Origin of the sequence: Streptomyces sp. ISL-10 (assembly GCF_018614575.1) — a bacterium.
Classification (GTDB): domain Bacteria; phylum Actinomycetota; class Actinomycetes; order Streptomycetales; family Streptomycetaceae; genus Streptomyces.
In genome coordinates this window covers 1-23474 of sequence record NZ_JAGGOJ010000043.1, presented here as the reverse complement: position 1 = coordinate 23474, position 23474 = coordinate 1, and the positions used below count along the sequence as shown (strand labels likewise).

27 protein-coding genes, 2 pseudogenes and 1 riboswitch are annotated in these 23474 nt (G+C 72.0%); of the genes and pseudogenes, 17 read left to right on the top strand and 12 right to left on the bottom strand.

All coding sequences use genetic code 11. The annotated features are described in order from the left end of the window. Positions 1-92: 92 nt before the first annotated feature. Positions 93-515: a GNAT family N-acetyltransferase gene (locus J7E88_RS33240; RefSeq protein ID WP_215187192.1), complete on the bottom strand. Its 423-nt coding sequence runs from the start codon at positions 513-515 to the stop codon at positions 93-95. 120 nt (positions 516-635) lie between these two features. Between J7E88_RS33240 and J7E88_RS33235 the strand changes: the two genes are divergently transcribed. Both J7E88_RS33235 and J7E88_RS33230 read left to right on the top strand, forming a co-directional pair. Then, the gene (locus tag J7E88_RS33235) at positions 636-851 is read left to right on the top strand and encodes an antitoxin (protein ID WP_215187191.1); all 216 of its coding nucleotides are present in this window, start codon (positions 636-638) and stop codon (positions 849-851) included. Beyond that, a complete protein-coding gene (locus J7E88_RS33230; protein WP_215187190.1) occupies positions 848-1219 on the top strand; it encodes a fic family toxin-antitoxin system, toxin component in 372 nt (123 codons plus the stop codon). The genes J7E88_RS33235 and J7E88_RS33230 overlap by 4 nt, the downstream gene beginning before the upstream one ends. A gap of 67 nt (positions 1220-1286) precedes the next feature. On the opposite strand, the gene J7E88_RS33225 is transcribed toward J7E88_RS33230, so the two are convergent. The 5 genes from J7E88_RS33225 to bioB all read right to left on the bottom strand — a co-directional run bounded on the left by J7E88_RS33225 (position 1287) and on the right by bioB (position 5997). Beyond that, entirely contained in the window at positions 1287-1961 is a 675-nt protein-coding gene (locus J7E88_RS33225) for a class I SAM-dependent methyltransferase (RefSeq protein ID WP_215187189.1), read from the bottom strand. A 60-nt stretch (positions 1962-2021) separates the two neighbouring features. Then, positions 2022-2375, bottom strand: coding sequence for a VOC family protein (locus tag J7E88_RS33220; protein WP_215187188.1), 354 nt, complete (start codon positions 2373-2375; stop codon positions 2022-2024). A 5-nt stretch (positions 2376-2380) separates the two neighbouring features. After that, positions 2381-3094, bottom strand: coding sequence for a dethiobiotin synthase (gene bioD, locus J7E88_RS33215; protein WP_215187187.1), 714 nt, complete (start codon positions 3092-3094; stop codon positions 2381-2383). A 451-nt stretch (positions 3095-3545) separates the two neighbouring features. After that, a complete protein-coding gene (locus J7E88_RS33210; protein ID WP_215187186.1) occupies positions 3546-4835 on the bottom strand; it encodes an adenosylmethionine--8-amino-7-oxononanoate transaminase in 1290 nt (429 codons plus the stop codon). Beyond that, a complete protein-coding gene (gene bioB / locus J7E88_RS33205; protein WP_215187185.1) occupies positions 4828-5997 on the bottom strand; it encodes a biotin synthase BioB in 1170 nt (389 codons plus the stop codon). Before bioB ends, J7E88_RS33210 begins: the two co-directional genes overlap by 8 nt. 146 nt (positions 5998-6143) lie before the next feature. On the opposite strand from bioB, the gene J7E88_RS33200 reads away from it, so the two are divergent. Both J7E88_RS33200 and J7E88_RS33195 read left to right on the top strand, forming a co-directional pair. Further along, positions 6144-7298 carry an 8-amino-7-oxononanoate synthase gene (locus J7E88_RS33200; protein WP_215187184.1) on the top strand — a complete coding sequence of 385 codons (1155 nt, stop codon included), beginning with the start codon at positions 6144-6146 and terminating at the stop codon, positions 7296-7298. A gap of 218 nt (positions 7299-7516) precedes the next feature. Then, the gene (locus tag J7E88_RS33195; RefSeq protein ID WP_215187183.1) at positions 7517-7948 is read left to right on the top strand and encodes an ATP-binding protein; all 432 of its coding nucleotides are present in this window, start codon (positions 7517-7519) and stop codon (positions 7946-7948) included. Positions 7949-8113: 165 nt separating this feature from the next. Here J7E88_RS33195 and J7E88_RS33190 read toward each other — a convergent pair whose 3' ends face one another. Next, positions 8114-9049 carry a LysR family transcriptional regulator gene (locus J7E88_RS33190; RefSeq protein ID WP_215187182.1) on the bottom strand — a complete coding sequence of 312 codons (936 nt, stop codon included), beginning with the start codon at positions 9047-9049 and terminating at the stop codon, positions 8114-8116. 106 nt (positions 9050-9155) lie between these two features. Between J7E88_RS33190 and J7E88_RS33185 the strand changes: the two genes are divergently transcribed. Further along, positions 9156-9788: a LysE family translocator gene (locus tag J7E88_RS33185; RefSeq protein WP_215187181.1), complete on the top strand. Its 633-nt coding sequence runs from the start codon at positions 9156-9158 to the stop codon at positions 9786-9788. Positions 9789-9875: 87 nt separating this feature from the next. On the opposite strand, the gene J7E88_RS33180 is transcribed toward J7E88_RS33185, so the two are convergent. From J7E88_RS33180 to J7E88_RS33170, 3 genes are all read right to left on the bottom strand, one after another. Next, positions 9876-10352 (bottom strand): C40 family peptidase, encoded by a 477-nt coding sequence (locus tag J7E88_RS33180; protein WP_215187180.1) that lies wholly within the window; start codon positions 10350-10352, stop codon positions 9876-9878. A 3-nt stretch (positions 10353-10355) separates the two neighbouring features. Beyond that, a riboswitch (cyclic di-AMP (ydaO/yuaA leader) is annotated at positions 10356-10541 on the bottom strand. Positions 10542-10855: 314 nt separating this feature from the next. Beyond that, positions 10856-11164: a hypothetical protein gene (locus J7E88_RS33175; RefSeq protein ID WP_215187179.1), complete on the bottom strand. Its 309-nt coding sequence runs from the start codon at positions 11162-11164 to the stop codon at positions 10856-10858. A gap of 7 nt (positions 11165-11171) precedes the next feature. After that, positions 11172-11807 carry an ATP-dependent Clp protease proteolytic subunit gene (locus tag J7E88_RS33170; protein WP_215187178.1) on the bottom strand — a complete coding sequence of 212 codons (636 nt, stop codon included), beginning with the start codon at positions 11805-11807 and terminating at the stop codon, positions 11172-11174. A gap of 78 nt (positions 11808-11885) precedes the next feature. Here J7E88_RS33170 and J7E88_RS33165 point away from each other — a divergent pair, with 78 nt between their 5' ends. Together J7E88_RS33165 and J7E88_RS36590 are read left to right on the top strand one after the other, a co-directional pair. Continuing rightward, positions 11886-12173, top strand: a complete 288-nt coding sequence (locus tag J7E88_RS33165) for a type II toxin-antitoxin system Phd/YefM family antitoxin (protein ID WP_215187177.1) — start codon at positions 11886-11888, stop codon at positions 12171-12173. Positions 12174-12354: 181 nt separating this feature from the next. After that, positions 12355-12503, top strand: a pseudogene (locus J7E88_RS36590) (deferrochelatase/peroxidase EfeB); the annotation flags it as partial. A 303-nt stretch (positions 12504-12806) separates the two neighbouring features. Here J7E88_RS36590 and J7E88_RS33160 read toward each other — a convergent pair. Next, entirely contained in the window at positions 12807-13766 is a 960-nt protein-coding gene (locus tag J7E88_RS33160; RefSeq protein ID WP_215187176.1) for an ABC transporter permease, read from the bottom strand. Positions 13767-13871: 105 nt separating this feature from the next. On the opposite strand from J7E88_RS33160, the gene J7E88_RS33155 reads away from it, so the two are divergent. From J7E88_RS33155 to J7E88_RS33120, 8 genes are all read left to right on the top strand, one after another. Beyond that, positions 13872-14492 carry a TetR/AcrR family transcriptional regulator gene (locus J7E88_RS33155; RefSeq protein ID WP_215187175.1) on the top strand — a complete coding sequence of 207 codons (621 nt, stop codon included), beginning with the start codon at positions 13872-13874 and terminating at the stop codon, positions 14490-14492. Between the two features lie 127 nt (positions 14493-14619). Continuing rightward, positions 14620-14922: an urease subunit gamma gene (locus J7E88_RS33150; protein ID WP_215187174.1), complete on the top strand. Its 303-nt coding sequence runs from the start codon at positions 14620-14622 to the stop codon at positions 14920-14922. A 10-nt stretch (positions 14923-14932) separates the two neighbouring features. Beyond that, a complete protein-coding gene (locus J7E88_RS33145; RefSeq protein ID WP_215187173.1) occupies positions 14933-15244 on the top strand; it encodes an urease subunit beta in 312 nt (103 codons plus the stop codon). After that, entirely contained in the window at positions 15237-16958 is a 1722-nt protein-coding gene (locus J7E88_RS33140; protein WP_215187172.1) for an urease subunit alpha, read from the top strand. The genes J7E88_RS33145 and J7E88_RS33140 overlap by 8 nt, the downstream gene beginning before the upstream one ends. Before the next feature lie 100 nt (positions 16959-17058). Continuing rightward, on the top strand, positions 17059-17721 hold the full coding sequence (locus J7E88_RS33135; protein WP_215187171.1) for an urease accessory protein UreF: 663 nt from the start codon (positions 17059-17061) through the stop codon (positions 17719-17721). 26 nt (positions 17722-17747) lie between these two features. Then, positions 17748-18431 (top strand): urease accessory protein UreG, encoded by a 684-nt coding sequence (gene ureG, locus J7E88_RS33130; RefSeq protein WP_215187170.1) that lies wholly within the window; start codon positions 17748-17750, stop codon positions 18429-18431. A 9-nt stretch (positions 18432-18440) separates the two neighbouring features. Next, positions 18441-19190: an urease accessory protein UreD gene (locus J7E88_RS33125; protein WP_215187169.1), complete on the top strand. Its 750-nt coding sequence runs from the start codon at positions 18441-18443 to the stop codon at positions 19188-19190. Positions 19191-19312: 122 nt separating this feature from the next. After that, complete coding sequence (locus J7E88_RS33120) at positions 19313-20890, top strand: alpha/beta hydrolase (protein ID WP_215187168.1); 1578 nt, start codon at positions 19313-19315, stop codon at positions 20888-20890. A 195-nt stretch (positions 20891-21085) separates the two neighbouring features. Here J7E88_RS33120 and J7E88_RS33115 read toward each other — a convergent pair whose 3' ends face one another. Further along, positions 21086-21811: a 1-acyl-sn-glycerol-3-phosphate acyltransferase gene (locus J7E88_RS33115; RefSeq protein ID WP_215187167.1), complete on the bottom strand. Its 726-nt coding sequence runs from the start codon at positions 21809-21811 to the stop codon at positions 21086-21088. A gap of 207 nt (positions 21812-22018) precedes the next feature. On the opposite strand from J7E88_RS33115, the gene J7E88_RS33110 reads away from it, so the two are divergent. Together J7E88_RS33110 and J7E88_RS33105 are read left to right on the top strand one after the other, a co-directional pair. Then, a complete protein-coding gene (locus J7E88_RS33110; RefSeq protein WP_215187166.1) occupies positions 22019-22963 on the top strand; it encodes a nucleoside hydrolase in 945 nt (314 codons plus the stop codon). Between the two features lie 322 nt (positions 22964-23285). Then, positions 23286-23474 (top strand): annotated as a pseudogene (locus J7E88_RS33105) (DNA primase); the annotation flags it as partial.

Below are 23474 nucleotides of genomic sequence, written 5' to 3'. Positions count from 1 at the left end.
GCGGATCCATCCATGGTAAAGGTCAGGCAATGCAGGCCGGAGCGGTGATGGCCCGGATCAGCGAGAGGCTGCGGCCCGGATCAGCGAGGGACTCAGCTGAACGGCTTGACCCAGCGGCGCCAGTGGTCCTCGCGGTGGTAGCCGGCCGAGGCCCAGGCCCGGTGTGCCTGCTCGTTCGCCTCCAGCACCATCGCGTCCCCGCGCCGCCCGCCCGCCGCGAGGAACCGCTTCTCGGCCGCCGCGAGGAGCGCCGCCGAAACGCCCCGGCGCCGGTGCGAGGGGAGGACGGCGAGACGGTAGAGGGAGCAGCGCCATCCGTCGTACCCGGCGATCACCGAGCCGACGAGCAGCCCGCCGTCCTCGGCCAGGATCAGCGCCTCGGGGTCCCGGGTGATGAGCCGGGTGACGCCGTCCACGTCGTCCGTGATGCTGGTGCCCTCGGCCGCCTCCCTCCAGAAGGCCAGCACGGAGTCGGCGTCGTCGACGGAAGCGGTACGTATGCGCAGGTCGCTCATGCCGGGGAGCCAAGCACGCCCGCCGTGCGTCCCGCCACCGACTTCGGCAGGCGGTGCGGGCTGCGGCCGGTGGCGGCGGAGCGCCTTGCCGTGCTAGCGCCCGCGCGCTAGCTTGAAGGGGTGGCGAAAACCCAGTTGAACGTACGCGTGGACGAGACCACCGCCGAGGCCGCCCGCCGGCGGGCCCTCCAGCGCGGGATGAGTGTGAACCGCTACATCGAGGAGCTCGTCAGACAGGACGCCGGCGAGGCGGGCCGCGCCTTCGTGGACGCTGCGGCCGACTTCATGAAGCAGTACGAGACGGTCTTCGCCGAGGAGTTCGGCGAGAAGCGTTGAGCCTGACGATCGACCTCGCCTGGCTGCTCATGGTCGCCGAGCACAAGACCCCCGGCGACCCCCAGGTCACCGACTGGGGCGCGCTCGTCGCCGCCGTCAGCCGCCACGACGCCGAGATATTCGGCACGCCCGTCTACGCCGACCCGCACGCCCGTGCCGCGGCCCTGCTCCAACTCCTGCTGCACGTGCCCGCGCTGGAGCACTCCAACGCGATGTTCGCCTCCGCCGTCGCCTACGGCTACCTCGTCGCCAGCGGGCTGAAGGTGGTCACCTCGCCCGAGCAGGTGCGCGACCTCGCTCGCCTGGTCAAGGAGGGCAAGGCGGACGTGCGCGCCGTCGCCGACGAGCTGCGCCGGTGGAGCGAGTGACCGGCCTTGCGAAGCACATGACCGACTTTGCGGAGGAGTCATCGGCCCTGGGGCCGAGCGATCGTCCCTAGGACGTGAACGGGCGGCGCGCCACACCGAGGACGCACGGTGAGGTCGGCAACCGCAGCCTGCTGTCCGGCACGTTGAACCTGCGGTGCGTCCCGAGCTCGAAGCCCGCCGCCTTAATCGCGGCGAGCGGGTCCCTCGCCGTGTGGCAGCCGCCGAACAACCGGGGCCACACCGTACGGTCCAGAGCGCGCTGCGTCCGTGCCAGGCCCGGGCTGCCGGCGAGGCCGTGCTCGAAGAACCGCAGCTCACCGCCCGGCCGCAGCACCCGCCTGATCTCCGCGAGCGCCCGCGGCAGGTCCCGTACGGTGCACAGCACGAGCGAGGCCACCGCGGCGTCGAACGCCTCGCTCTTCACCGGAAGCGCCTCCGCCGCACCCGGTACGACGTCCACCGGCACTCCGGAGCGCAGCGCCGCCTCGACCGCCAACTTCCGCAGGGTGCGTTCCGGTTCGAGAGCGACGACCTCGGAGACGGCCGCCGGGTAGTGCGCGAAGTTCAGCCCGTTGCCCGCGCCGATCTCGATGACCCGGCCGGACAGCCCCGACAGCAACTCCGCGCGGTAGGCGGCGATTCCGCCCTTCGCGTCCGCCGAGACGCTCATGCGGGCGTAGAAGCGGGCGAAGACCGGATGGTGGACGGCGTCCCGGGACGCCTTCGTACGGTGCGGCGGCATCGCGGACCTCCTCGGACGGGACGGACCGGTCACGGCCATTCTCCCCCGGGAAGGCGCCGCTCAGCCGTCGTTGCCCGCCACGAAGCAGAATTCGTTGCCCTCGGGGTCCCGCAGGACCTGGAAACGCCTGTGGTCGTCGGTGACGACGGCACCGACGCGCTGCGCACCCAGCCGTACCGCTTCGTCCGCCGCGGTGTCGACGTCGCCGGCGTCCAGGTCCAGATGCAGCCGGTTCTTGACCGCCTTGCCCTCGGGCACCAGCTGGAAGGCGACCCGTACGAACTCCGGCGGATCGACGTACGACCAGTCCGCGCTGCGGTCCACCGGCTCGCCGCCCAGCAGCCCCGACCAGAAACGGACCAGGCGGGCGGGGTCGTGACAGTCGAAGACGATCTCGTCGATCCGTGCGCGCATGGACGTCAGCCCACGACCGCGCCGAACGCCTCCGGCGCCCATACGCCGCCGAGCCGGGGAGCCAGCCACCGCCCGGCCCGCGCCCGGAACTCGGCGGGAGCGAGCGCCCCGGCGCCTTCCGGGACCGCGCCCAGCAGCGGCGCGCCCGCCGCCTCGGGAAGGTCCGCCAGATTGCAGCGCGCCGCGAGGTCCGGCTGCTCGGGCCAGCTGCCGACCACCACGCCCAGCTGCGCCAGCCCACGGGCACGCAGCGCCTCGGCGGTCAGCGTGGTCATGTTCAGGGTCCCCAGCCCGGCGGGCGCGACGACCAGGACGGGAGCGTCGAGCAGACCCGCCACGTCGGCGAGTGTCGAGCCCGCGTCGTCGAACCGTACGAGAAGCCCGCCGGCTCCTTCGATCAGCACGAGGTCGTGCTCGGCTGCGAGCTTCCCGGCGGCCTCGGCCACCGCCTCTGGCGTCACCGGGGCGAGCGCGGCCCGCCGGGCGGCGGTCGCGGGTGCCAACGGCTCGGGGAACCGGGCCAGTTCGACGGCCGTGACCTCGCCCGACAGACGCCGCACCTCGTCGACGTCGCCAGGTTCCCGGGGCCCGACCCCGGTCTGGGCGGGCTTGACCACGGCGACGGACCGGCCCTCCGCCACGGCGAGCGCGGCGACGGCCGCGGTCACGACGGTCTTCCCGATCTCGGTCCCGGTTCCTGTCACGACGATCACTGGCATGCTGCGCTTCCCTCTCCTGCTCTCGCTCCTGCGTCCCGACGCTCCTGCGCGCCGTCCCGTCCGACGGGGTTTGCCGCCCGTCCCGGCTGCCACCCTGCCGGCGCGTCGCCCCGGCCGACGCCCTGCCGGGCCGCCGGGCCCCGGCAGCACCCGCGCCGTCCCGGGCCGAGTCCCGGCCCGGGAGCCGAACCGGCAGTGTGCCGGGCCCGGAGGCCAAACCGGCACCACCCCGAGCCGTCCGCCCTGTGCGACGAAGTCCATCGCGCCGGGCGTCGCGAGACACCCGGCGCATGCGCGGCGGGTGCCCGCTGGACCTCCGCCGACGGCGCGCTTCCCGGCTGCCACCCTGCCGACGCGCCGCCCTACCAGGGAGCCCGCCCCGATGAGCTGCCCGGGCCCGGGCCCGCCAGACCTGCACGATCCCGGAGCGGGGCTCACCCCCGGCGGGGTGTCAGGTCGCGGACGAGGCCGCGCGGACCGCGCGGCACACCCGCGCCAGGTCCTCGTCGCTCGTCACGTACGGCGGCATCGTGTACACGAGGTCGCGGAACGGCCGCAGCCACACGCCCTCGCGTATGGCCGCCGCCGTCGCCGACGCCATGTCCACCTCGTGGTCCAGCTGTACGACACCGATGCCGCCGAGCACCCGGACGTCCTTCACCCCCGGCAGCGCGGCAGCTTCGGCCAGCCCGTCCCGCAGGCCCGCCTCCAGGCGCTTGACCTCCTGCTGCCAGTCCTGGCCGAGCAGCAGGTCGATCGACGCGCAGGCCACCGCCGAGGCCAGCGGGTTGCCCATGAACGTCGGGCCATGGGCCAGGACAGGGACCTCGCCCCGGGAGATCCCGTCCGCCACCCGCGCCGTGCACAGCGTCGCCGCCAGCGAGAGATAGCCGCCGGTCAGCGCCTTGCCCAGGCACATCACGTCCGGTGCGACACCCGCGTGCCCGGCCGCGAACAGTTCGCCCGTGCGGCCGAAACCGGTCGCGATCTCGTCGAAGACCAGCAGCACGTCGTGCTCGTCGCACGCCTCCCGCAGCACCCGCAGGTACGCGGGGGAGTGGAAGCGCATGCCGCCCGCGCCCTGCACCACCGGCTCCACGATCACCGCGGCCAGCTCGTCCGCGTGCCGCCCGATCAGCTCGCGCAGCCCGTCCGCGTACGAATCGTCGTACTCGGTCGGCGGCGCGGGCGCGAAGATCTGCCGTGGCAGCACGCCCTTCCACAGACCGTGCATGCCCCCTTCCGGGTCGCACACCGACATCGGCTGCCACGTGTCACCGTGGTAGCCGCCGCGCCAGGTCAGCAGCCGCTGCTTGGCCGGGCGACCCACCGAACGCCAGTGCTGGAGGCACATCTTGACGGCGACCTCGACCGACACCGAGCCCGAGTCGCACAGGAAGACGTGCTGCAGGGGCTCCGGAGTGATCTCCACCAGCCGGGTCGCGAGCCGTACGGCCGGCTCATGGGTGAGCCCGCCGAACATCACATGGCTCATACGGCCCAGCTGCGCGGTCGCCGCCTCGTTGAGGACGGGGTGGTTGTAGCCGTGCACCGCCGACCACCACGACGACATGCCGTCGATCAACTCGCGCCGGCCGTGCGCCTCTTCGGCCAGCCTGAGCCGTACCCCGGACGCGGACTCCACGACCACGGGATCCGTACGGCCCGGCATGGGAGCGTACGGATGCCAGACATGGGCGCGGTCCAGGGCGCGCAGCTCGCCGGGGGAGAACTCAGGCATTGGGCGCGAGGTCCGTACCGGCACCACGGCGGCGTACGGCGACCAGGTCCGTGCGCGCGCCGGGCGCCTCGGCCGGAGCGGCCTCGGCGGCGGGCGTCTCACCGGCGCAGCCGCCCTCGCCGCCATCACCGCACACCGACCCGCAGCCGCCACCGGAGACACGGTGCTCGGGCAGCGTCGTCGTGTCCGTGCCCTCCACCTCGAAGCCGGCGTCCGCGATCATCTCCAGGTCGGCCTTGCCCGCCTGGCCCTCACTGGTCAGGTAGTCGCCCAGGAAGATCGAGTTGGCCAGGTGCAGCGCGAGCGGCTGAAGGGTGCGCAGATGGACCTCGCGCCCGCCCGCGAGGCGCACCTCGACGTCGGGGCAGACGAACCGGACCATCGCCAGGATGCGCAGCGCCCGCTGCGGGGTCAGGTTCCACTCCTTGGCGAGGGGGGTGCCCTCGAAGGGGATGAGGAAGTTGACCGGCACCGAATCCGGGTCGAGCTCGCGCAGCGAGAAGACCACGTCCACCAGGTCCTCGTCGCTCTCACCCATGCCGGCGATCAGACCGGAGCAGGCGGACAGGCCCGCGGCGTGCGCCTTGTTCACCGTGTCCACGCGGTCGGCGTAGGTGTGTGTGGTCGTGATGTCCCCGTACGTCCCCTCGGACGTGTTCAGATTGTGGTTGTAGGCGTCGGCGCCCGACTCACGCAGCCGCTCCGCCTGGCCGTCGGAGAGCAGCCCGAGACAGGCGCACACCTCGACGTCCTCGTGTCGCGACTTGATCGCCTCGATGGTCTTCGAGACCCGGTCGACGTCCCGGTCCGTAGGGCCGCGGCCGCTCGCCACCAGGCAGACCCGCTTCGCGCCGCCGGCCACACCGGCGGCCGCGGCCTCGGACGCCTCGTCGGGCTTCAGCCAGGTGTACTTGAGGATCTCCGCCTTCGACCCGAGCCGCTGCGAGCAGTACGAGCAGTCCTCGGGGCACAGGCCGGACTTCAGGTTGACCAGATAGTTGAGCTTCACCCGCCGTCCGAACCACTGGCGGCGTACCTTGCCGGCCGCGGCCACCACATCGAGCAGATCGTCGTCGGAGGTCGCCAGTACGGCGAGCGCTTCTTCACGGGTCGGCAGCTCGCGCCGCAGCCCCTTCTCCACCAGCGTGTTCAGCAGGTCCATGGCGCTGATCCTTACCCACGGCAGCGCCCCCGGCCAAGGAGGAACCCCACAACAGCGCCGCTTTGAGGTGTGTGCATGGCCACATCGGCTCCCGGCCCCCGTCCGGTTAGGGTCTGTGCGCTGCCTACAAAAGGACCGGACACCTCATGCCGCAGGCCACTCAGGATCCTTTCGACTGGATCGACGACGAGGCGCGCCGCCGCGAGCGCGCGGGACTCGTCCGCACGCTCCGGCCGCGCACCGCCGACTCGGTCCTGCTCGATCTGGCGAGCAACGACTACCTGGGACTGACCCGGCGGCCCGAGGTCACAGGTGCAGCCGCCGACGCCGCTCGCCGCTGGGGCGCGGGCGCCACCGGCTCCCGCCTGGTCACCGGCACCACCGCGCTCCACACCGAGCTGGAGCGCGAACTCGCCGAATTCTGCGGATTCGAGGCCGCCCTCGTCCTGTCCTCCGGCTACGCGGCGAACCTCGCCGCCGTCACCGCCCTCGGCGGCCGGGACGCCCTCGTCGTCTCCGACGCGGGCAACCACGCCTCCATCGTCGACGGCTGCCGCCTCTCCCGCGCCGAGACCGCGGTCGTCCCGCACGCCGACCCCGAGGCCGTGCGCAAGACCCTCGCCGCCCACCCCGACCACCGGGCCCTCGTCGTCACCGACTCCGTGTTCTCCGTGGACGGCGACGCCGCGCCGCTGCCCGCACTCGCCGAGGTCTGCCGCGCACACGGCGCGGCCCTCCTCGTCGACGACGCCCACGGTCTCGGCGTCCTCGGCGACGGCGGCCGGGGAGCGCTCGACGCAGCCGGACTGGCCGGCGCGACCGGAGTCGTCGCCACCCTCACCCTCTCCAAGTCCCTCGGCAGCCAGGGCGGCGCGGTCCTGGGCCCGGCCAGGGTGATCGAGCACCTGATCAACACGGCCAGGACCTTCATCTTCGACACCGGACTCGCACCCGCGGCGGCCGGCGCCGCGCTCGCCGCCCTGAGGGTGCTGCGCCGGGAACCGGAGCTCGCGGGCCGCGCCCAGGAGGTCGCCGCTGTGCTGCACCGGCGGCTGACGGACGCGGGACTGACCGCCGCACGGCCGGACGCGGCCGTCGTGTCCGTACAGGCGCCCTCGCCGGACGCGGCGCTCGCCTGGGCGGCGGACTGCCGGGCGGCGGGCCTGGTCGTGGGCTGCTTCCGGCCCCCCTCGGTACCGGACGGGATCTCGCGCATCCGGCTCACCGCCCGCGCCGACCTGAGCGACCGGGAGCTCGACACGGCCGTCGCGACCATCGTCGGGGCCGCGCCGCGCGCCTGAAGTGAGCCGTCCCGCGCGCGGTACGCACCCCCCCCAAATACGGTCTCCCGTGGCAGAGTTCACCGCTTTGAGCGACAGACATATCCCTATCTCGGTGGATCCCCGCACCGGATGGACGACAAGTGGCAGTCTGACGACGAAGCGCAATCCGTGGCCGTCCTCGCGTGTCATCCGCTACGAGTCGGAGCCCGGCCCGGTGGGAAAGGGACAGCGTCGCCATGGCAGACCGTCAAGAAGCATCCGTCACTCTGCCGAGCGATCCGGTCTCGGTCTCCGCCGCCCGGAGATATGTCACCGAAGTCGTCTGCGCCTGGGGACTGTCCGACGGGACCGACGTCGTCGACACCGTGCGACTGATCGTCTCCGAGCTGGCCACCAACGCCGTGCAGCACACCTTCGGCCAGTCGCCCACCTTCACCGTCGACGTGCGCCTCGAACGGGACGAGCAGCTGTGCATCGGCGTCACCGACAGTCATCCGCGCTGGCCGCGCCGGCTGCCGGCCGCGGTCCGGCAGGACAACGGGCGTGGCATGGTCATCATCCGCAGTCTCACCGCTCAGTACGGCGGGCGGCTTTCCGTGACCCCCACGCGGGAGGGCGGCAAGACGGTGTGGATCGCGCTGCCGTGGACCGTTCCCGTGCAGGGCTAGGCATCCTCTGCCGGGTCAGGCCCTATGCCGGGTCAGGCCCTCTGCCGGGTCAGGCCCCATGTCAGGTCAGGCCCATGTCGGGTCAAACCCCTTCTCTCCGGTCAGGCCCTGGTCGAGGCAGGCCCTTCTCTCCGGTCAGGCACGACCAGCGGGGTGCCGGGCGGATCACAACGTCCGCCCGCCCGTGCCCTGTTGCCCCGCCCGGCCGAACGAGCCCCGCAGCAGTGCCCGCAGTGACTGCGCCGCCGGCCCCGACTCCTCGCCCCGGTGCACGACCGAGATCGTCCGGCGGAACGCGGCCGGTTCCAACTGGCGTATCTGCAACGGCGTCGCGGACATGGCCGCGACCATCTCCGGCACCACGGCCACGCCGATGCCCGCGCTCACCAGCGCGCAGACCAGTGCGTAACCGGGGGACTCGCACACCACGGCCGGTGTCGCGCCCGCTTCGGCCAGCGCTCCCTCCACCCCCCTGCGCGGCGGGTGCGACGGAGCGCTGCTGATCAGCGGCTGTCCGGCGAGAGCGCTCACCGGCAGCCGCCCCGAACCGCCCGCCAGGACGTGCCCGGGGGCCGTGACGATCACCAGCTCCTCCACCAGCAGCGGTTCCATGACCACTCCCGGCGGGAGCGGCACCGGCTCGGCGGGCTCGTAGGCGTGCGTCAGCGCGAGGTCCATCTCGCCGCGCGCCACCGCCGTGACCCCCGCGGGTGGCTCGTACTCCGCGACCGTCAGCTCCACGTCCGGATGCGCGCGGCGAAAGGCGCTGAGCACCGGAGGCAGCAGATGGATGCCGACTGTGGTGAACGTCCCCACCCGCAGTCGGCCGCCCGTCAGGCCTGAGATCGTGGCCAGCTCGTGCCGCGCCCGGTCCATCTCGTCCAGTATCCGGCGCGCCCGCCCGGCGAGCAGTTCGCCCGCAGCCGTGAGCCGCGCCCCGCGGTGGTGGCGCACGAGCAGCGGCGCTCCGGCCTCGCGTTCCAGCTTGGACAATTGCTGGGAGAGCGCCGGTGCGGTGTAGCCGAGGCGGGCCGCGGCGCGGGTGATCGAACTGGCCTCCGCGACCGCGACCAGGGCCGCCAGCCGGGTCGGGTCGTACATCGCTCCTCTTGGACGCTCGTCAGGCGGTTGTCTTAAGCGTTGCTTTGGGCAGACCCAGGATATTGCAAGTACCTGTTGAAGGCTCGAAACGGTCAGGCTGAGGGCCATGGACGCACAGCTGATCGCCTTCATCGGGATCGCCGCGGGCATGGTCGCCATGCCGGGCGCCGATTTCACCGTGGTCGTGCGCAGTGCGCTCGCCTCACGCCGCGCGGGCGTCGCCTGCGCGGTCGGCGTCGCGGGCGGACTGCTCGTGCACACCGCGCTGGCCGTGGCGGGACTCGCCGCGGTGCTGGTGGCGGTGCCCGTGCTGTACCGGACCCTGCAGATCGCGGGCGGGGTCTATGTGCTGTGGCTGGGCCTGCGCGCGGTGCGCTCGGCCCTGCGCCCGCTCGGCGGGCCCCTCGCGATCGACGGCGCCACGGCCGCCCCCGGCGTCCGACGCGGTCTGCGGCAGGGCTTTCTGACCAACGTCCTCAACCCGAAGGCGCCGGTCCTCTTCCTCAGTCTGCTGCCGCAGTTCGTGCCGGACGGCACGGCGGTGCTGCCGCGCACCCTGCTGCTCGCCACGATCGTCGTCGTGCTGGCGCTGATCTGGTTCCCGGTGGTGGCACTCCTGGTGGACCGGCTGGGCCGGTGGCTGCGCAGGCCGCGCGCCACACGGGCCGTGGAAGGTGTCACGGGCGGCGCGCTCACCGCGCTCGGCGCGACGCTGCTGGTCCAGGCGCCGGCGCACTGAGCGCCCGCGTCGGCCGCCACGGCACGTGGGGTGCCGGTGACACTCGCACGATGTGCCGACCGCCGGGGATCCGGAGCTGCCGGGGCGTCAGCGCACGCGGCCGTACGAGACGCTCCTCGTCCAGATCTTGGCCAGCCGCACCACGTCGCCGGTCTTCGGCGAATGCCAGATCCGTCCGCTCCCGGCGTAGATGCCCACGTGGTAGACGAAGCCGCCGGAATGGAAGAAGACCAGGTCACCGCGTCGCCGTTGGGAGGCGGAGACATGGCGCGTACGGTTGTACTGCTGCTGCGCGGTACGCGGCAGCTTCTTGCCGGCCTTCCTGTACGAATACAGGGTCAGCCCGGAACAGTCGAAGCGATGGGGGCCGACGGCACCGAATCTGTACGGCGACCCCTTCTTCGACGCCGCCACTTGGAGCGCTTTGCTCGCGTGGCTGGTGACCGCATGGGCCTCGGTGGCGGCACCCGGAGCGAGGAGTGTGCCGCCAACGGCGGCCATGGTCAGTGCCGAGACGGCGCCCGCGCGCGTGAGCAGGAACGGGACATGCATCTGCGCAGTCATGCGCAACCCTTCGTCAGCCGCCTGTGAAGGATGACCTGTCGGGTTCGGACCGGCGAAGACGCCCGGCCGCCGAAGCGGCTTCACCCCAAGGGGACCACCGGGATCACCGGTCACCCCGTGCTGCTCGGGTCCTCCACTCCTGCCGATGCACTTCTGTCGACCAGACGTCCGATGCGGCGGCAGGACTCAGCGTCCGCCCGGACCGCCCCGTCAGGTGGCGAGGGCTTGTCGTCCCAGGGATCGTGACCCACCGATGTCCGAATTCCGAGTTGAAACGGCTTTTGTGAACCTGATCACGACTGATCTGTTCGGGTGGACAGGGGCGTTGGGGCTTGAGTCGCCTGACGCGGAATCATGGTCGTACCAGCAGTGAAACGGTCAACTCCGCCAAATCGGTGGTCGAGCGGCGCAACTTCTACGACACCCGACAACTTCGTCGAAGCTCCACCGAACGGGGTAGGAAAGCCGCTACCCCGTTGGCGGTTGACAGCGGCGATCGACCGTCAACTCGTCGAAGCGGGCGGCACGGTCACGCGGTTCGCCCTGCGCTCCCCGCCGAGGATCCGCAGCGCCTCGGCCAGCGTGTCCGCGTAGACCTCGCTCTCGCCACGCGTATGCATCAGTGTCAGGGCGTCCTTGAGTGCGTTGGCCCGTCCGACCAGCGCCTGCGCGGCACGCAGCGCACCGTAGGTGTGCGTGGCGCGGGACGGGTTGATCCGCCCCAGCAGATCGACCACTTCGAGATAGCTGTCCACGAACTCCGCCTCCGCGCCCGTCAGTGCGGGCAGCGGCGGCACCTTCGGAGGCAGCATCGCGCGCTCACCTCGCCCTTGTGGCGACGGGAGACGCCTTGCGGCTCCGGACGACGTGATCCACCAGGCCGTAGGCCATCGCCGCGTCGGCGTCGAAGATCTTGTCCCGTTCCAGATCGGCCGCGATGCGCTCGGCGTCCTGCCCGGTGTGGCGCACCAGCATGGTCGCGAGCTGCTCCCGCAGGCGCAGCAACTCGGCCGCGTGGATCTCCAGATCGGACGGCTGGCCCCGCAACGGCTCCTCGACGGCGGGCTGCTGGACGACGATCCGTGCGCCCGGAAGAGCCATGCGTTTGCCGGGAGCCCCGGCCGCGAGCAGCACGGCGGCGGTGGAAGTCGCCTGGCCGATGCAGGTGGTGGCGATGTCGCAGGTGATGACCTGCAGCGTGTCGTAGATCGCCGTCATGGCGCTGATGGGGCCGCCGGGCGAGTTGATGTACAGGCAGATGTCCTGGTCGGGGGCCGCGTATTCGAGGTGCAGCAGTTGGGCGATGACGTCGTTGGCGGCGGTGTCGTCGACGGCGGAGCCGAGGAAGACGATCCGCTCCTCGAACAGCTTGGAGTACGGGTCGAGGGTGCGGGTCCCCGAGCTCGTGCGCTCGGTGAACTCGGGCAGGACGTGGCGGGCGTCAAGGCGGTTCATGACGTGCGTCTCCTCGGAGCTGGGCCTTCGCTGTCTGTAAAAAATGTACAGGACGTACAGGCCGTTATGATGGGGAGCATGGCCTATGAGATTCCGGTGACGCAAGCCCGTGCGGAGCTCGCCGAACTGATCAATCGCGTCGTCTACGGCGGGGAGCGCGTCGTGGTGACCCGTCATGGAAAGCCGCTCGTGGCGCTGGTTTCCGCTGCTGACCTGGAGCGACTGGAGCACGACCGGGAGGCGGCGGAGGAACAGGTGATCAGGTCCGTGTCGTCGCTCGGCTCGGCAGCGTCCGCTCCGGGCGAACGAGGCCGCTTCGGCCTCGCGGCCGAACACCACCGCCCGGGCGACGACCGCCGCGCCTGACGCGGCGAAGAACGCCCTGCGGCGTTCGCGGCCCGCGCCGCGACGCCCAGGAGCGCGCAGCGCCGGGTGAGGGGGCTGGGGCGACCGCTGCGCCTGGCCCGCCCGGCAGCGGTTCTGTGCGGTCGCGGTCGCGGTCCCGCGCCCGTCCCACGCCACCTCGCGGGCGCGGCTGTGGCGTTCGGCCGATCCGCTGCGCGGCTTCGTGCCGGTGCAGCGCAAGCTCGACCGGGCGACGCGCTGTCGGCATTCATCCGGCACGAGGCGAGTGGGCTGTTCGCGGTGCCGGGCGGTCCGGCGGAGGGCGAGTACGTGGGGCAGCGGCTGCTGGAGAGCTGGGCCGCGCGGCGGGCCCGCCATCCGGCCGGTGAGCTTCGGTGTGGTCGCGCCGTCGTCCGCCGCCGCATGGCGTCTGCCCCGTCGCCCGGGATCGCGCGTCGAGGCGACTTTTCCGGGGCGCGGCCGGTGTCGCCTCGGCGGCTCGTCGGGACCCGCCCCGGTGGTGCCGCACAGGGCGGGTGCGGCCCAGCCGCCTGCCCCGTCGGCCGGCGAACAACCGCGCCCGGCACGTACCGCGCATGCGAAGCCGCGTGCCCCCGTCCGCTAAGGCGAGGGCACGCGGCCGGCCGCAGGGCCTCAGGCCTTTGCCGGTGCCGGCGCGCGGCGGAGCTGCCCGCCGAGCAGGATCGCGGTCAGGCCCAGACCCGCCCAGAGCGACAGCGTCAGCAGCGCCGATCCCGTCGCGTGTCCGTCGAAGTACGCCACCGAGCGCAGCAGCCACGTCCCCGCGCCCGGCGGGAGCCACTGTCCGATGGTGCCGGCCGGTTCGGGCAGCAGTTCCGGCGCGCTCGCCGCGCCCGAGAACGGGTTGCCGATCAGGATCATCAGCAGCGCCCCCAGGCCGATACCCGCCGTCCCCACCAGCGCCGCGAGGCCGGCGACCGAGGCCCCGATGGCGAGGACCGTCAGTCCCAGGGCCCCTGCCTCCGCCCACCAGTTGCCGTCCAGCACCCCGAGCCAGCTGTGTGCGATCGCCGTCGCGGTGATGCCGACCAGCAGTGACGCTCCCATCAGGGCGGCGGCGCTCCGCATGCCGCGCAGGTGGAGCAGAGTCACGAGGGCCCCGGCCGCGACCCCGGCCAGCCCGAGGGGCAGCACGCTCGCCGCGAGGGCGCTGCCGCGCGGGTCGCGGGAGGGGAGCGGGACCACGTCCTCCACCTGGACCTGCGCGCCGTCCGGCGCCGATCCGGCCACGGCCTCCTCGAGCAGCTGCGCGACGACCGGACTCGCCGCGGGAGCGGTCAGCAGGGTCGGACCTTCAGGCTGCAGGACGACCGCTCCGTATACGACCCGGTCCTCGACGGCGGCCCGGGCGGCCGGCTCGTCCTCGTACCGGTGGACCTCGAACGCGCCGGCGCGTTCTTCGAAGCGGCGCTCGACCTGCTCCGCCGCGGCGGCGGGACCGGCGACGCCGAGGGGAACGTCTCGCGGCGCGATGCGTGCCGCGGGCCAGGCGAAGGCCCACAGGGCAAGCGCGACCACGACCGGGACCAGGACCGTCACCGCGGCCATGCGGCGTGTGGGCGTAGCGGCCATGACCACTCCTATTAAAGAGAAGGATCGTTCGTTTTACATTTCGTCGCCACTGTCTCCCCGGGGGCGCTTCTTGTCAAGAAGGAACGTTCGTTTTAGATTTTGCCCATGGCACGCGTATCCCAGGAGCACCTCGACGCCCGCCGCCGGCAGATCCTCGACGGCGCCGCCCGCTGCTTCGCCCGCAACGGCTTCCATGCGACATCGATGCAGGACGTCCTCGGGGAGGCGGGCCTGTCGGCAGGCGCGGTCTACCGCTATTTCCGCAGCAAGGACGAGCTGATCGAAGCCATCGCCGGCGAGGCGTTCTCCTGGATCCGCGCCGCCTTCGACGACGCCGCCCGCACGACCCCGCCGCCGACGCCGGACGTCCTCCTCGGGCGGGTGCTGCGGCGGCTGCTGATCGACGAGGTGCCCGGCGGAGACGCCCGTGCCTTCGCCCGCCTCGTCGTCCAGGTGTGGACGGAGACCCTGCGCAACGACACGCTGGCCGCCACGCTCGCCGAGGGGTACGGCGGGATGCGGCTCGCCTGGGCCGAGCTCGTCCACGCCTACCGTGCGAACGGTCAGTTGTCGTCGGACGTGGACGCCGACCACGTCGCGCGCACGCTCATCGCGACCGCCCAGGGCTTCATCGCCCAGCAGGCGCTCTTCGGCGACGTGCGCGTCGAGATCCTGGAGGAGGGGCTGCGCGCCCTGATGTCCATGCGGGAACCCGAGATCAGTTAACGCGCCGGAAAAACTCGCGTCCTAACGTTCAACCCCTGGTCGTGAGATCCCGGGCGCAGGTCAACAGAGTGTTGACGTGGGCAAGGGCCCACACGCCCCCGGGCCGGTACGACAGTGAGGTGGACGCGTGCAACTCTCCCCGCACGAGCAGGAACGACTTCTCATCCATGTGGCCGCCGACGTGGCCGAGAAGCGCAGGGCGCGCGGCGTGAAGCTGAATCACCCCGAATCCGTCGCGCTCATCACCTCCCACATCCTCGAAGGCGCCCGCGACGGGCGCACCGTGGGCGAGCTGATGGTCTCCGGGCGCAAGGTGCTCACCCGTGCCGACGTCATGGACGGCGTCCCCGAGATGATCCACGACGTGCAGGTCGAGGCCACTTTCCCGGACGGCACCAAGCTCGTCACCGTCCACGACCCGATCGTCTGAGGGAGAGCCGATGATTCCCGGAGAGATCCTCTTCGCCGACGAGCCCGTCGCCCTCAACGAGGGTCGCGAGACCACCCGTGTCACCGTCGTCAACGCCGCCGACCGGCCTGTCCAGGTCGGCTCGCACTACCACTTCGCCGAGGCCAACCCGGGCCTTGAGTTCGACCGCGCGGCAGCCCGCGGCAAGCGCCTCGCCATCGCAGCGGGCACGGCCGTACGGTTCGAGCCCGGCATCCCCGTCGACGTCGAGCTCGTCGCGCTGGCCGGCCGCCGTGTCGTCGCCGGACTGCGCGGCGAGACCGGAGGTCACCTCGATGGCTGAGCTGGACCGCGCCGTGTACGCGGATCTCTTCGGGCCCACCACCGGCGACCGCATCCGGCTCGCCGACACCGATCTGCTCGTCGAGATCGAGGAGGACCGCTCCGGCGGCCCCGGACGATCAGGCGACGAGGCCGTGTTCGGCGGCGGCAAGGTGATCCGGGAGTCGATGGGGCAGTCCCGTGCGACACGGGCCGACGGAGCGCCCGACACTGTGATCACCGGCGCCGTCGTCATCGACCACTGGGGCATCGTCAAGGCCGACATCGGCATCAGGGAGGGCCGTGTCACCGGCATCGGCAAGGCCGGCAACCCGGACACCATGGACGGCGTCCACCCCGATCTCGTCATCGGGCCGGAGACCGAGGTCATCGCGGGCAACGGCAAGATCGTGACGGCGGGGGCGGTCGACGCCCATGTCCACTTCATCTCGCCGACGCTCGTCGACCAGGCCCTCGCGACGGGCGTCACCACCCTGGTCGGCGGCGGCACCGGGCCGGCCGAGGGCACCAAGGCCACCACCATCACGCCCGGACCGTGGCATCTCGCCCGGATGTTCGAGGCGCTGGACACCTACCCCGTCAACATCGGCCTGCTCGGCAAGGGCAACACGATGTCGCGCGAGGCCCTGCACTCCCAGCTGCGCGGCGGGGCGCTCGGGTTCAAGATCCACGAGGACTGGGGTGCAACCCCGGCCGTCATCGACGCCTGCCTGAACGTCTGCGACGAGACCGGTGCCCAGCTCGCCCTGCACACGGACACCTTGAACGAGGCCGGATTCGTCGGGGACACGCTCGCGGCGATCGCGGGCCGCACCGTCCACGCGTACCACACCGAAGGTGCGGGCGGTGGCCACGCGCCCGACATCATCACCGTGGTGTCCGAACCGCATGTGCTGCCCAGCTCCACCAATCCGACCCGGCCGCACACCGTCAACACCATCGAGGAACACCTCGACATGCTGATGGTCTGCCATCACCTCAACCCCGCCGTGCCGGAGGATCTGGCCTTCGCCGAGTCCCGCATCCGGCCCTCCACCATCGCGGCCGAGGACGTCCTGCACGACCTCGGCGCCATCTCGATCGTCTCCTCGGACTCGCAGGCCATGGGACGCATCGGCGAGGTGATCCTGCGGACCTGGCAGACCGCGCACGTGATGAAGAAGCGGCGCGGCGCGCTGCCCGGTGACGGGCGTGCCGACAACCACCGGGTGCGTCGCTATGTCGCCAAATACACGATCAACCCGGCGGTCGCACAGGGCATCGGCCACGAGGTCGGGTCGGTCGAGACCGGAAAGCTTGCCGATCTGGTGCTGTGGGACCCGGCGTTCTTCGGGGTGAAGCCCCAGCTCGTCCTCAAGGGCGGCCAGATCGCCTACGCGCAGATGGGCGACGCCAACGCCTCCATCCCCACGCCGCAGCCGGTGCTGCCACGGCCGATGTTCGGCGCACTGGGGCGCGCGGCCGCGCACGGATCGTTCAACTTCGTCGCCCGGGCGGCGATCGAGGACGACCTGCCGGAACGGCTCGGGGTGGCCAAGAAGTTCGTACCCATCACGAGCACCCGGCGGGTCACCAAGGCGGACATGCGGGAGAACGACGCGCTGCCGCGGGTGGAGGTCGACGCGGACACGTTCACGGTGACCGTCGACGGCGAGCGGATCGAACCCGCGCCCGCCGCCGAACTTCCCATGGCCCAGCGGTACTTCCTCTTCTGATGCGCGCACCGACGACAACACAGGCGTCACGGCGCCCGGCGCCGCCCGGCGCCGCGAGCCCGTCGGCCGAGGGCTTCGGTGCCGCCGGGGCGGGTGGCCCATGAGCCGCGCCGCGCTGCTCGTGCTGGCCGACGGGCGTTTCCCCGCCGGCGGGCACGCGCACTCGGGAGGCGCCGAGCCGGCCGTAAGGGAGGGGCGGATCCGGGACGCACAGGACCTCGAACACTTCTGCCGGGGCCGGCTGCACACCACCGGCCTCACCTCCGCCGCGCTCGCAGCCGCCGCCGCTCTCGGCCACGACCCCGCCGAACTCGACCGCGCCGCCGACGCGCGCACGCCCTCGCCCGCCCTGCGGGCCGCCGCGCGCAAGCTCGGACGGCAGATGATGCGCGCCGCACGCGCCGCCTGGCCAGGCCCCGAACTCGACGCGCTGGCAGCCGTGTTCCCCCGGGGAACGCATCAGCCGATCGTGCTCGGCACCGCCGCCCGCGCGGCAGGGCTCGGACCGGACGACGCCGCACACTGCGTCGTCTACGAGACCGTCAGCGGCCCGGCCACCGCCGCCGTACGGCTGCTCAGCCTCGATCCGTTCCAGGCCACGGCGGTGCTCGCCCGCCTCGCGCCCGAGATGGACGCCGTCGCCGAACGCGCCACCGGCGCCGCCCGGGAAGGAATGGACGCCCTCCCGGCCGCGTCGGCCCCGCTCCTCGACATCACCGCCGAGCAGCACGCGGCCTGGCCCGTACGCCTCTTCGCGTCCTAGAACCCCGCACCAAGGAGCCGCGCCCCATGCACCTCGACCACCGCCACGACGAAGCCGGCGCCTCTGCCGTCGGCGCCGACGCCATGCGCCCCGACGGCGCACGGCGCGCCCTGCGCATCGGGCTCGGCGGCCCCGTCGGCTCCGGCAAGACGGCCACCGTCGCCGCGCTGTGCACCGCCCTGCGCGACCAGTTCTCCATCGCGGTCGTCACCAACGACATCTACACCCGGGAGGACGCGGAGTTCCTGCTGCGCAACGCCGTGCTGCCGCCCGAACGCATCCAGGCCGTCGAGACCGGCGCCTGCCCGCACACCGCGATCCGTGACGACATCTCCGCCAACCTCGAAGCCGTGGAGGACCTGGAGGACGGCGTCGGCCCGCTCGACCTCGTCCTCGTCGAGTCCGGCGGCGACAACCTCACCGCCACCTTCTCCAAGGGACTCGTCGACGCCCAGATCTTTGTGATCGACGTCGCCGGGGGTGACGACATCCCGCGCAAGGGCGGGCCCGGAGTCACCACGGCCGACCTGCTCGTCGTCAACAAGACCGACCTCGCGCCGTACGTCGGCTCCGACCTCGCCCGCATGGCCCGCGACGCCGAGCAGCAGCGCGGCGAACTCCCGGTCGTCTTCACCTCGTTGCGCGAGGCCGACGGCGTCCGCCCGGTCGCCGACTGGGTACGGGCGCAGCTCGCCGCCTGGACCGCCTGAGCGCGCCGGATGAGCATCGAGGCCACGGCCCGGATCGTCGCCGACCGGACCGGTCTGCCCGTCCTCGTCAGCGACGGGCCGCTCGCCCTGCGCCGCACCCGTCCGACAGGACCGGGCCACAAGGTCACTGTCGTCGGCGCGATGAGCGCGCCGCTCGGCGGCGACCGGCTCGCGATCGAGGCAGAGGTGTGCGAAGGGGCCCGGCTCACCGTGGACTCGGCCGCCGCGACGATCGCGCTGCCCGGGCCCACCGCGGAGCACGCCCGCTACGACGTCACCCTGACGGTGGGGGAGGACGCCGTACTGCACTGGCTGCCCGAGCAGCTTGTCGCCGCCCGGGGCAGCCTCCTGCACCTGCGCACCCGCGCCGAACTCGCCCCCGGCGCACGCTTGGTGCTGCGCGAGGAGCAGATTCTCGGCCGCCATGGCGAACAGCCGGGCACTCTCATGACCCGCCTCACCGTGCGCCGTGCGGGACGCCCCCTGCTCGACACGGAACTGGCCTGCGGACCCGGCGCGCCGGGCGGCTGGGACGGCCCCGCCGTGCTCGCCGGGCACCGGGCCGTCGGCCAACTCCTCGTCGTGGACCCGGCGTACGCGGACAGGCCGCTGGCACCGCGGCCGCTCGGCCCGACCGCCGTCCTCACCCCGCTGGCCGGAACTGCCGTCCTGGTCACGGCCGTTGCCTCGGATGCCCGTGCCCTGCGCCGACTGCTCGACGAAGGGCTGGCCGCGGCCGCGCCGGACCTGCACCGCTGAGCGGAAGCCGGTCACCGGTTATTGGTTCGGTAAAGAACAACGGTACGGGCTGTTCGCCGCTGCCCCGTTGACGAAAGGATCCCCGGGACCTGACGACAGCAAGCAGCAGGGGGAGGCTCCACGTGATACGCACAGCAGTGCTCGGCTCGGCCGGCACTCTGATAGCGGGCACACTCATCGCGGGTGCGATCGCGACACCGATCGCCAGCGCCGACAGCCGTGACCAGGGCTGGTCCGAGGCCCGTGGCGCACGCATCGCCGCGGAGCGGGCGGCCAAGCAGGGCATCGACTGGGCGGACTGCCCGGAGGACTGGGGGCTCGCCAAGCCCATCCAGTGCGGCTGGGTGACCGTCCCGCTGGACTACAGCCGGCCCGACGGCAAGCAGATCAAGCTCGCCGTCGACCGCATCGGCAACACCGGCGCCAAGGACGAGCGCCAGGGCGCCCTCATCTACAACCCGGGCGGCCCCGGCGGTTCGGGCATGCGCTTCCCGGTCCGGGTCACCGGCAAGAACCCGCTGTGGGCCAAGACCGCGAAGGCGTACGACTTCGTCGGCTTCGACCCGCGCGGCGTCGGCCACTCCACGCCCATCTCCTGTGTCGACCCACAGGAGTTCGTCAAGGCGCCGAAGCTCGACCCGGTGCCCGACAGCGAGGCCGACAAGCGCGCCCAGCGCAAGCTCGCCGCCGAGTACGCGGACGGCTGCGCGGAGCGCAGCGGCTGGATGCTGCCGCACATGACCACGCCCAACACCGCACGCGACCTGGACGTCATCCGGGCCGCACTCGGCGAGGAGAAGCTCAACTACCTGGGCGTCTCCTACGGCACCTACCTCGGCGCGGTGTACGCGACGCTGTTCCCCGGCCACATCCGCCGGATGATCGTCGACAGCGTCGTCAATCCCTCGCGGGAGAAGATCTGGTACCAGGCGAACCTGGACCAGGACGTCGCGTTCCAGATGCGCTGGGACGACTGGAAGAACTGGGTCGCGAAGAACGACGCCACCTTCCACATCGGCGACACCCCCGAGAAGGTCGAGGCCCAGTGGGTGAAGCTGCGGGCCGCCGCGAAGGAGAGCCCGATCGGCGGGGTCGTCGGTCCGGCCGAACTCATCGGCTTCTTCCAGAGCGCGCCGTACTACGACTCCTCCTGGGTGCCCGTCGCCCGGACCTGGAGCAAGTACCTTGCCGGTGACACCCAGGTGCTGGTCGACGCCGCCGCGCCCGATCTGTCGGACACCGCGGGCAACATCCGCTCCGAGAACGGCAACGCGGTCTACACCGCCGTCGAGTGCGCGGACGCCAAGTGGCCCACCAGCTGGAAGAGGTGGGACCGCGACAACACCCGGCTCCACCGCGACCACCCCTTCATGACGTGGGCCAACGCCTGGATGAACCTGCCGTGCGCGACCTGGTCCACCAAGCAGCAGACCCCCCTCGAGGTGCGCACCCGCAAGGGCCTGCCGCCGGTGCTCATCGTGCAGGCCACCCGTGACGCCGCGACCCCGTTCGAGGGCGCCGTCGAGCTGCACAGGCGGCTCAAGGGCTCGCGCCTGATCATCGAGAAGGACGCCGGATCGCACGGTGTGACCGGTCTGGCCAACCCGTGCGTCAACGACCGCGTCGACGCCTATCTGCTCAGCGGCACGTTGGACAGCCGCGACGTGACGTGCGCGCCGCACGCCTCGCCGAAGCCGTAAGGACACAGGCGTACGAAGAGGGGCGGCCGGACACCGGCCGCCCTTTTTCCGCGCCCGGTGCGGCCGACGGCTTCCCACTGCCGCGACCGGCGATGTCTGCCCGTCACGGAGCGTCTCCCGGTGCTGGGGCACCTGCCATGCCGAAGGCTGAGGGAGGACAGGCGGCGTGACAGGGCACAGCCTGCCGGGAGGGGACTAGCAGTTCCGCCGCGGCGGGAACCTCTTCGGCCGCTGCTGCTCCAGCTCCTGCTGCTCCGCCTTGACCTCCGCCGCGTACCGGTCCACGTACTCCTGTCCCGACAGTTCCAGGATGGCGTACATGATCTCGTCCGTGACCGCGCGGATCGCCGCCTTCTCGTTCTCCATCCCCGCGTACCGCGAGAAGTCCAGCGGCTCGCCGAAGCGGACCGTGACCCGCTTGATCTTCGGCAGCACCTGTCCGGGCGGCTGGATCTCGAACGTGCCCACCATCGCGCACGGCACCACCGGCACACCGGCCCTGAGCGCCATCACCGCGACACCGACCTTGCCCTTGTAGAGCCGGCCGTCGTGCGAACGGGTTCCCTCCGGGTAGATGCCCAGCAACTCGCCCTTGTTCAGCACCCCGAGCCCCTCCCGGATGGCCGCCTGCCCGGCCTCCTTGCCGGAGCGGTCCACCGGGATCTGCCCGGCGCTGCGGAAGAACGCGGCGGTCAGCCGGCCCCTGACGCCAGGCCCGGTGAAGTACTCCGCCTTCGCCAGGAAGGTGATGCGCCGGTTGAGGATCGCCGGCATCAGGAAGTGGTCGGAGAACGACAGATGGTTGCCTGCGACGATCGCCGCACCCTCGGCGGGAATGTGCTCCAGTCCCTCGATCCTGGGGCGGAACAGCAGCCGCAGCAGCGGCCCCAGAAGGACGTATTTGAGCACGTAATAGAACACCGGGGGCGCTCCCAACTGCCCGGACGGTCTCCGGGGCAACGTTCTGCCAGGTCATGGCACATTTCGGTGACGGTCAGTGTAAATGCATGTCCGTTCACCCGTAACCACGCGTGCGCGCCGCGCGGAACTCCCGGCCGCCGGAGAGTGGGAAGCGCGGCAGGGCGGGAGGAGACTGGATTTTCACGTCCCCGGAAGCCGAGGAGAGCCGTGCCCGTCCCCGTCATCATCGACTGCGACCCCGGGCACGACGATGCCGTCGCTGTCATGCTCGCCGCAGGGGATCCGGCGGTCGAGCTCCTCGCGATCACCACCGTCGCCGGCAACCAGACCCTCGAGAAGACGACGCTCAACGCCCGCAGGGTCTGCACCGTCGCGGGCATCACCGGCGTTCCCGTCGCGGCGGGCTGCGCCAGGCCGCTGGTGCGGCCGCTGACGGTCGCTGACGACGTGCACGGCGAATCGGGACTCGACGGTCCGCGGTTCCCGGACCCGGCCGTGGACATCGTCCCGGAGCACGCCGTGGAGCTCATGCACCGCATCCTGGCCGAGCATCCGGAACCGGTCACCCTCGTCCCCACCGGACCGCTCACCAACGTGGCACTGCTGCTCACGCGGTACCCGGACGCCGCGGCGCACATCCGGGAGATCGTGTTCATGGGCGGCTCCACCGAACGCGGCAACAGAACCCCTGCAGCGGAGTTCAACGTGTACGTCGACCCCGAGGCCGCGGACATCGTCCTCGGCAGCGGTGTGCCGGTCACCATGTGCGGGCTCAATGTCACCCACCAGGCGCTCGCCACGCCCGAGGTGCTGGCCCGCCTGGAGGCTCTCGGCACCGAACTCTCCCGGATCTGCGCCGAGTTGCTGACCTACTTCGCATCCACGTACCGGCAGCTGTGGGGCTTCACCGCCCCACCGGTGCACGATCCCGTGGCCGTGGCCCGCGTCATCGACCCGGAGACCGTGCGCTGCGTGGACGCCCATGTCGCCGTCGAGCTGAGCGGGCGGTACACCCGCGGGGCGACCGTGGTGGACCTGCACGGATACACCGGCCGGCCCGTGAACGCGCGGGTGGCGGTGGCCCTGGACGCCGCCAGGTTCTGGGACCGGGTGATCGCCGCGGTGGACACGCTGGGGCGGCGCGTGAGGTGAACGCAGGCGCTGCAGCCAGCCAGCCCGCCCGGCGCGACGTGAACGCTGCCGTCGGCCGCCCGTCCGGGCGGGGGGCACAGCAGCCCGGCGACCGGCCGGACCGCCGTGACGGGAGGTCAAACCTGGACCACCCGTGGCGTGCGGCCCCCCGGGTGAAAATCGAGCCGACGTCACTCATCGGGCCCATGATGTCGCCCGCATGCCGTGCTCTCCGGTGGTGAGCGCTCGCGATTGGGCTGACGGTTGATCACGTCGCCACTGCGATCCAGACGGGCCGGTGACGTGTCGGCCCTCGCAGTCGCGGCGGAAGGAAAGGCTCACCATGCGCTCTGCCCGCATTCTGCTCGCCTCGGCCGTCGCCACGGCCGCCCTCAGCATCTCCGGACCGGCCTACGCGGTGATGACGGCCGACGACTGGAGCAAGGACGAGCACTCCTCGTCGAGCAGTGACAAGAAGGACGACTACAGCGACAAGAAGGACGACTACTCGTCGGACAAGAAGGACGACTAC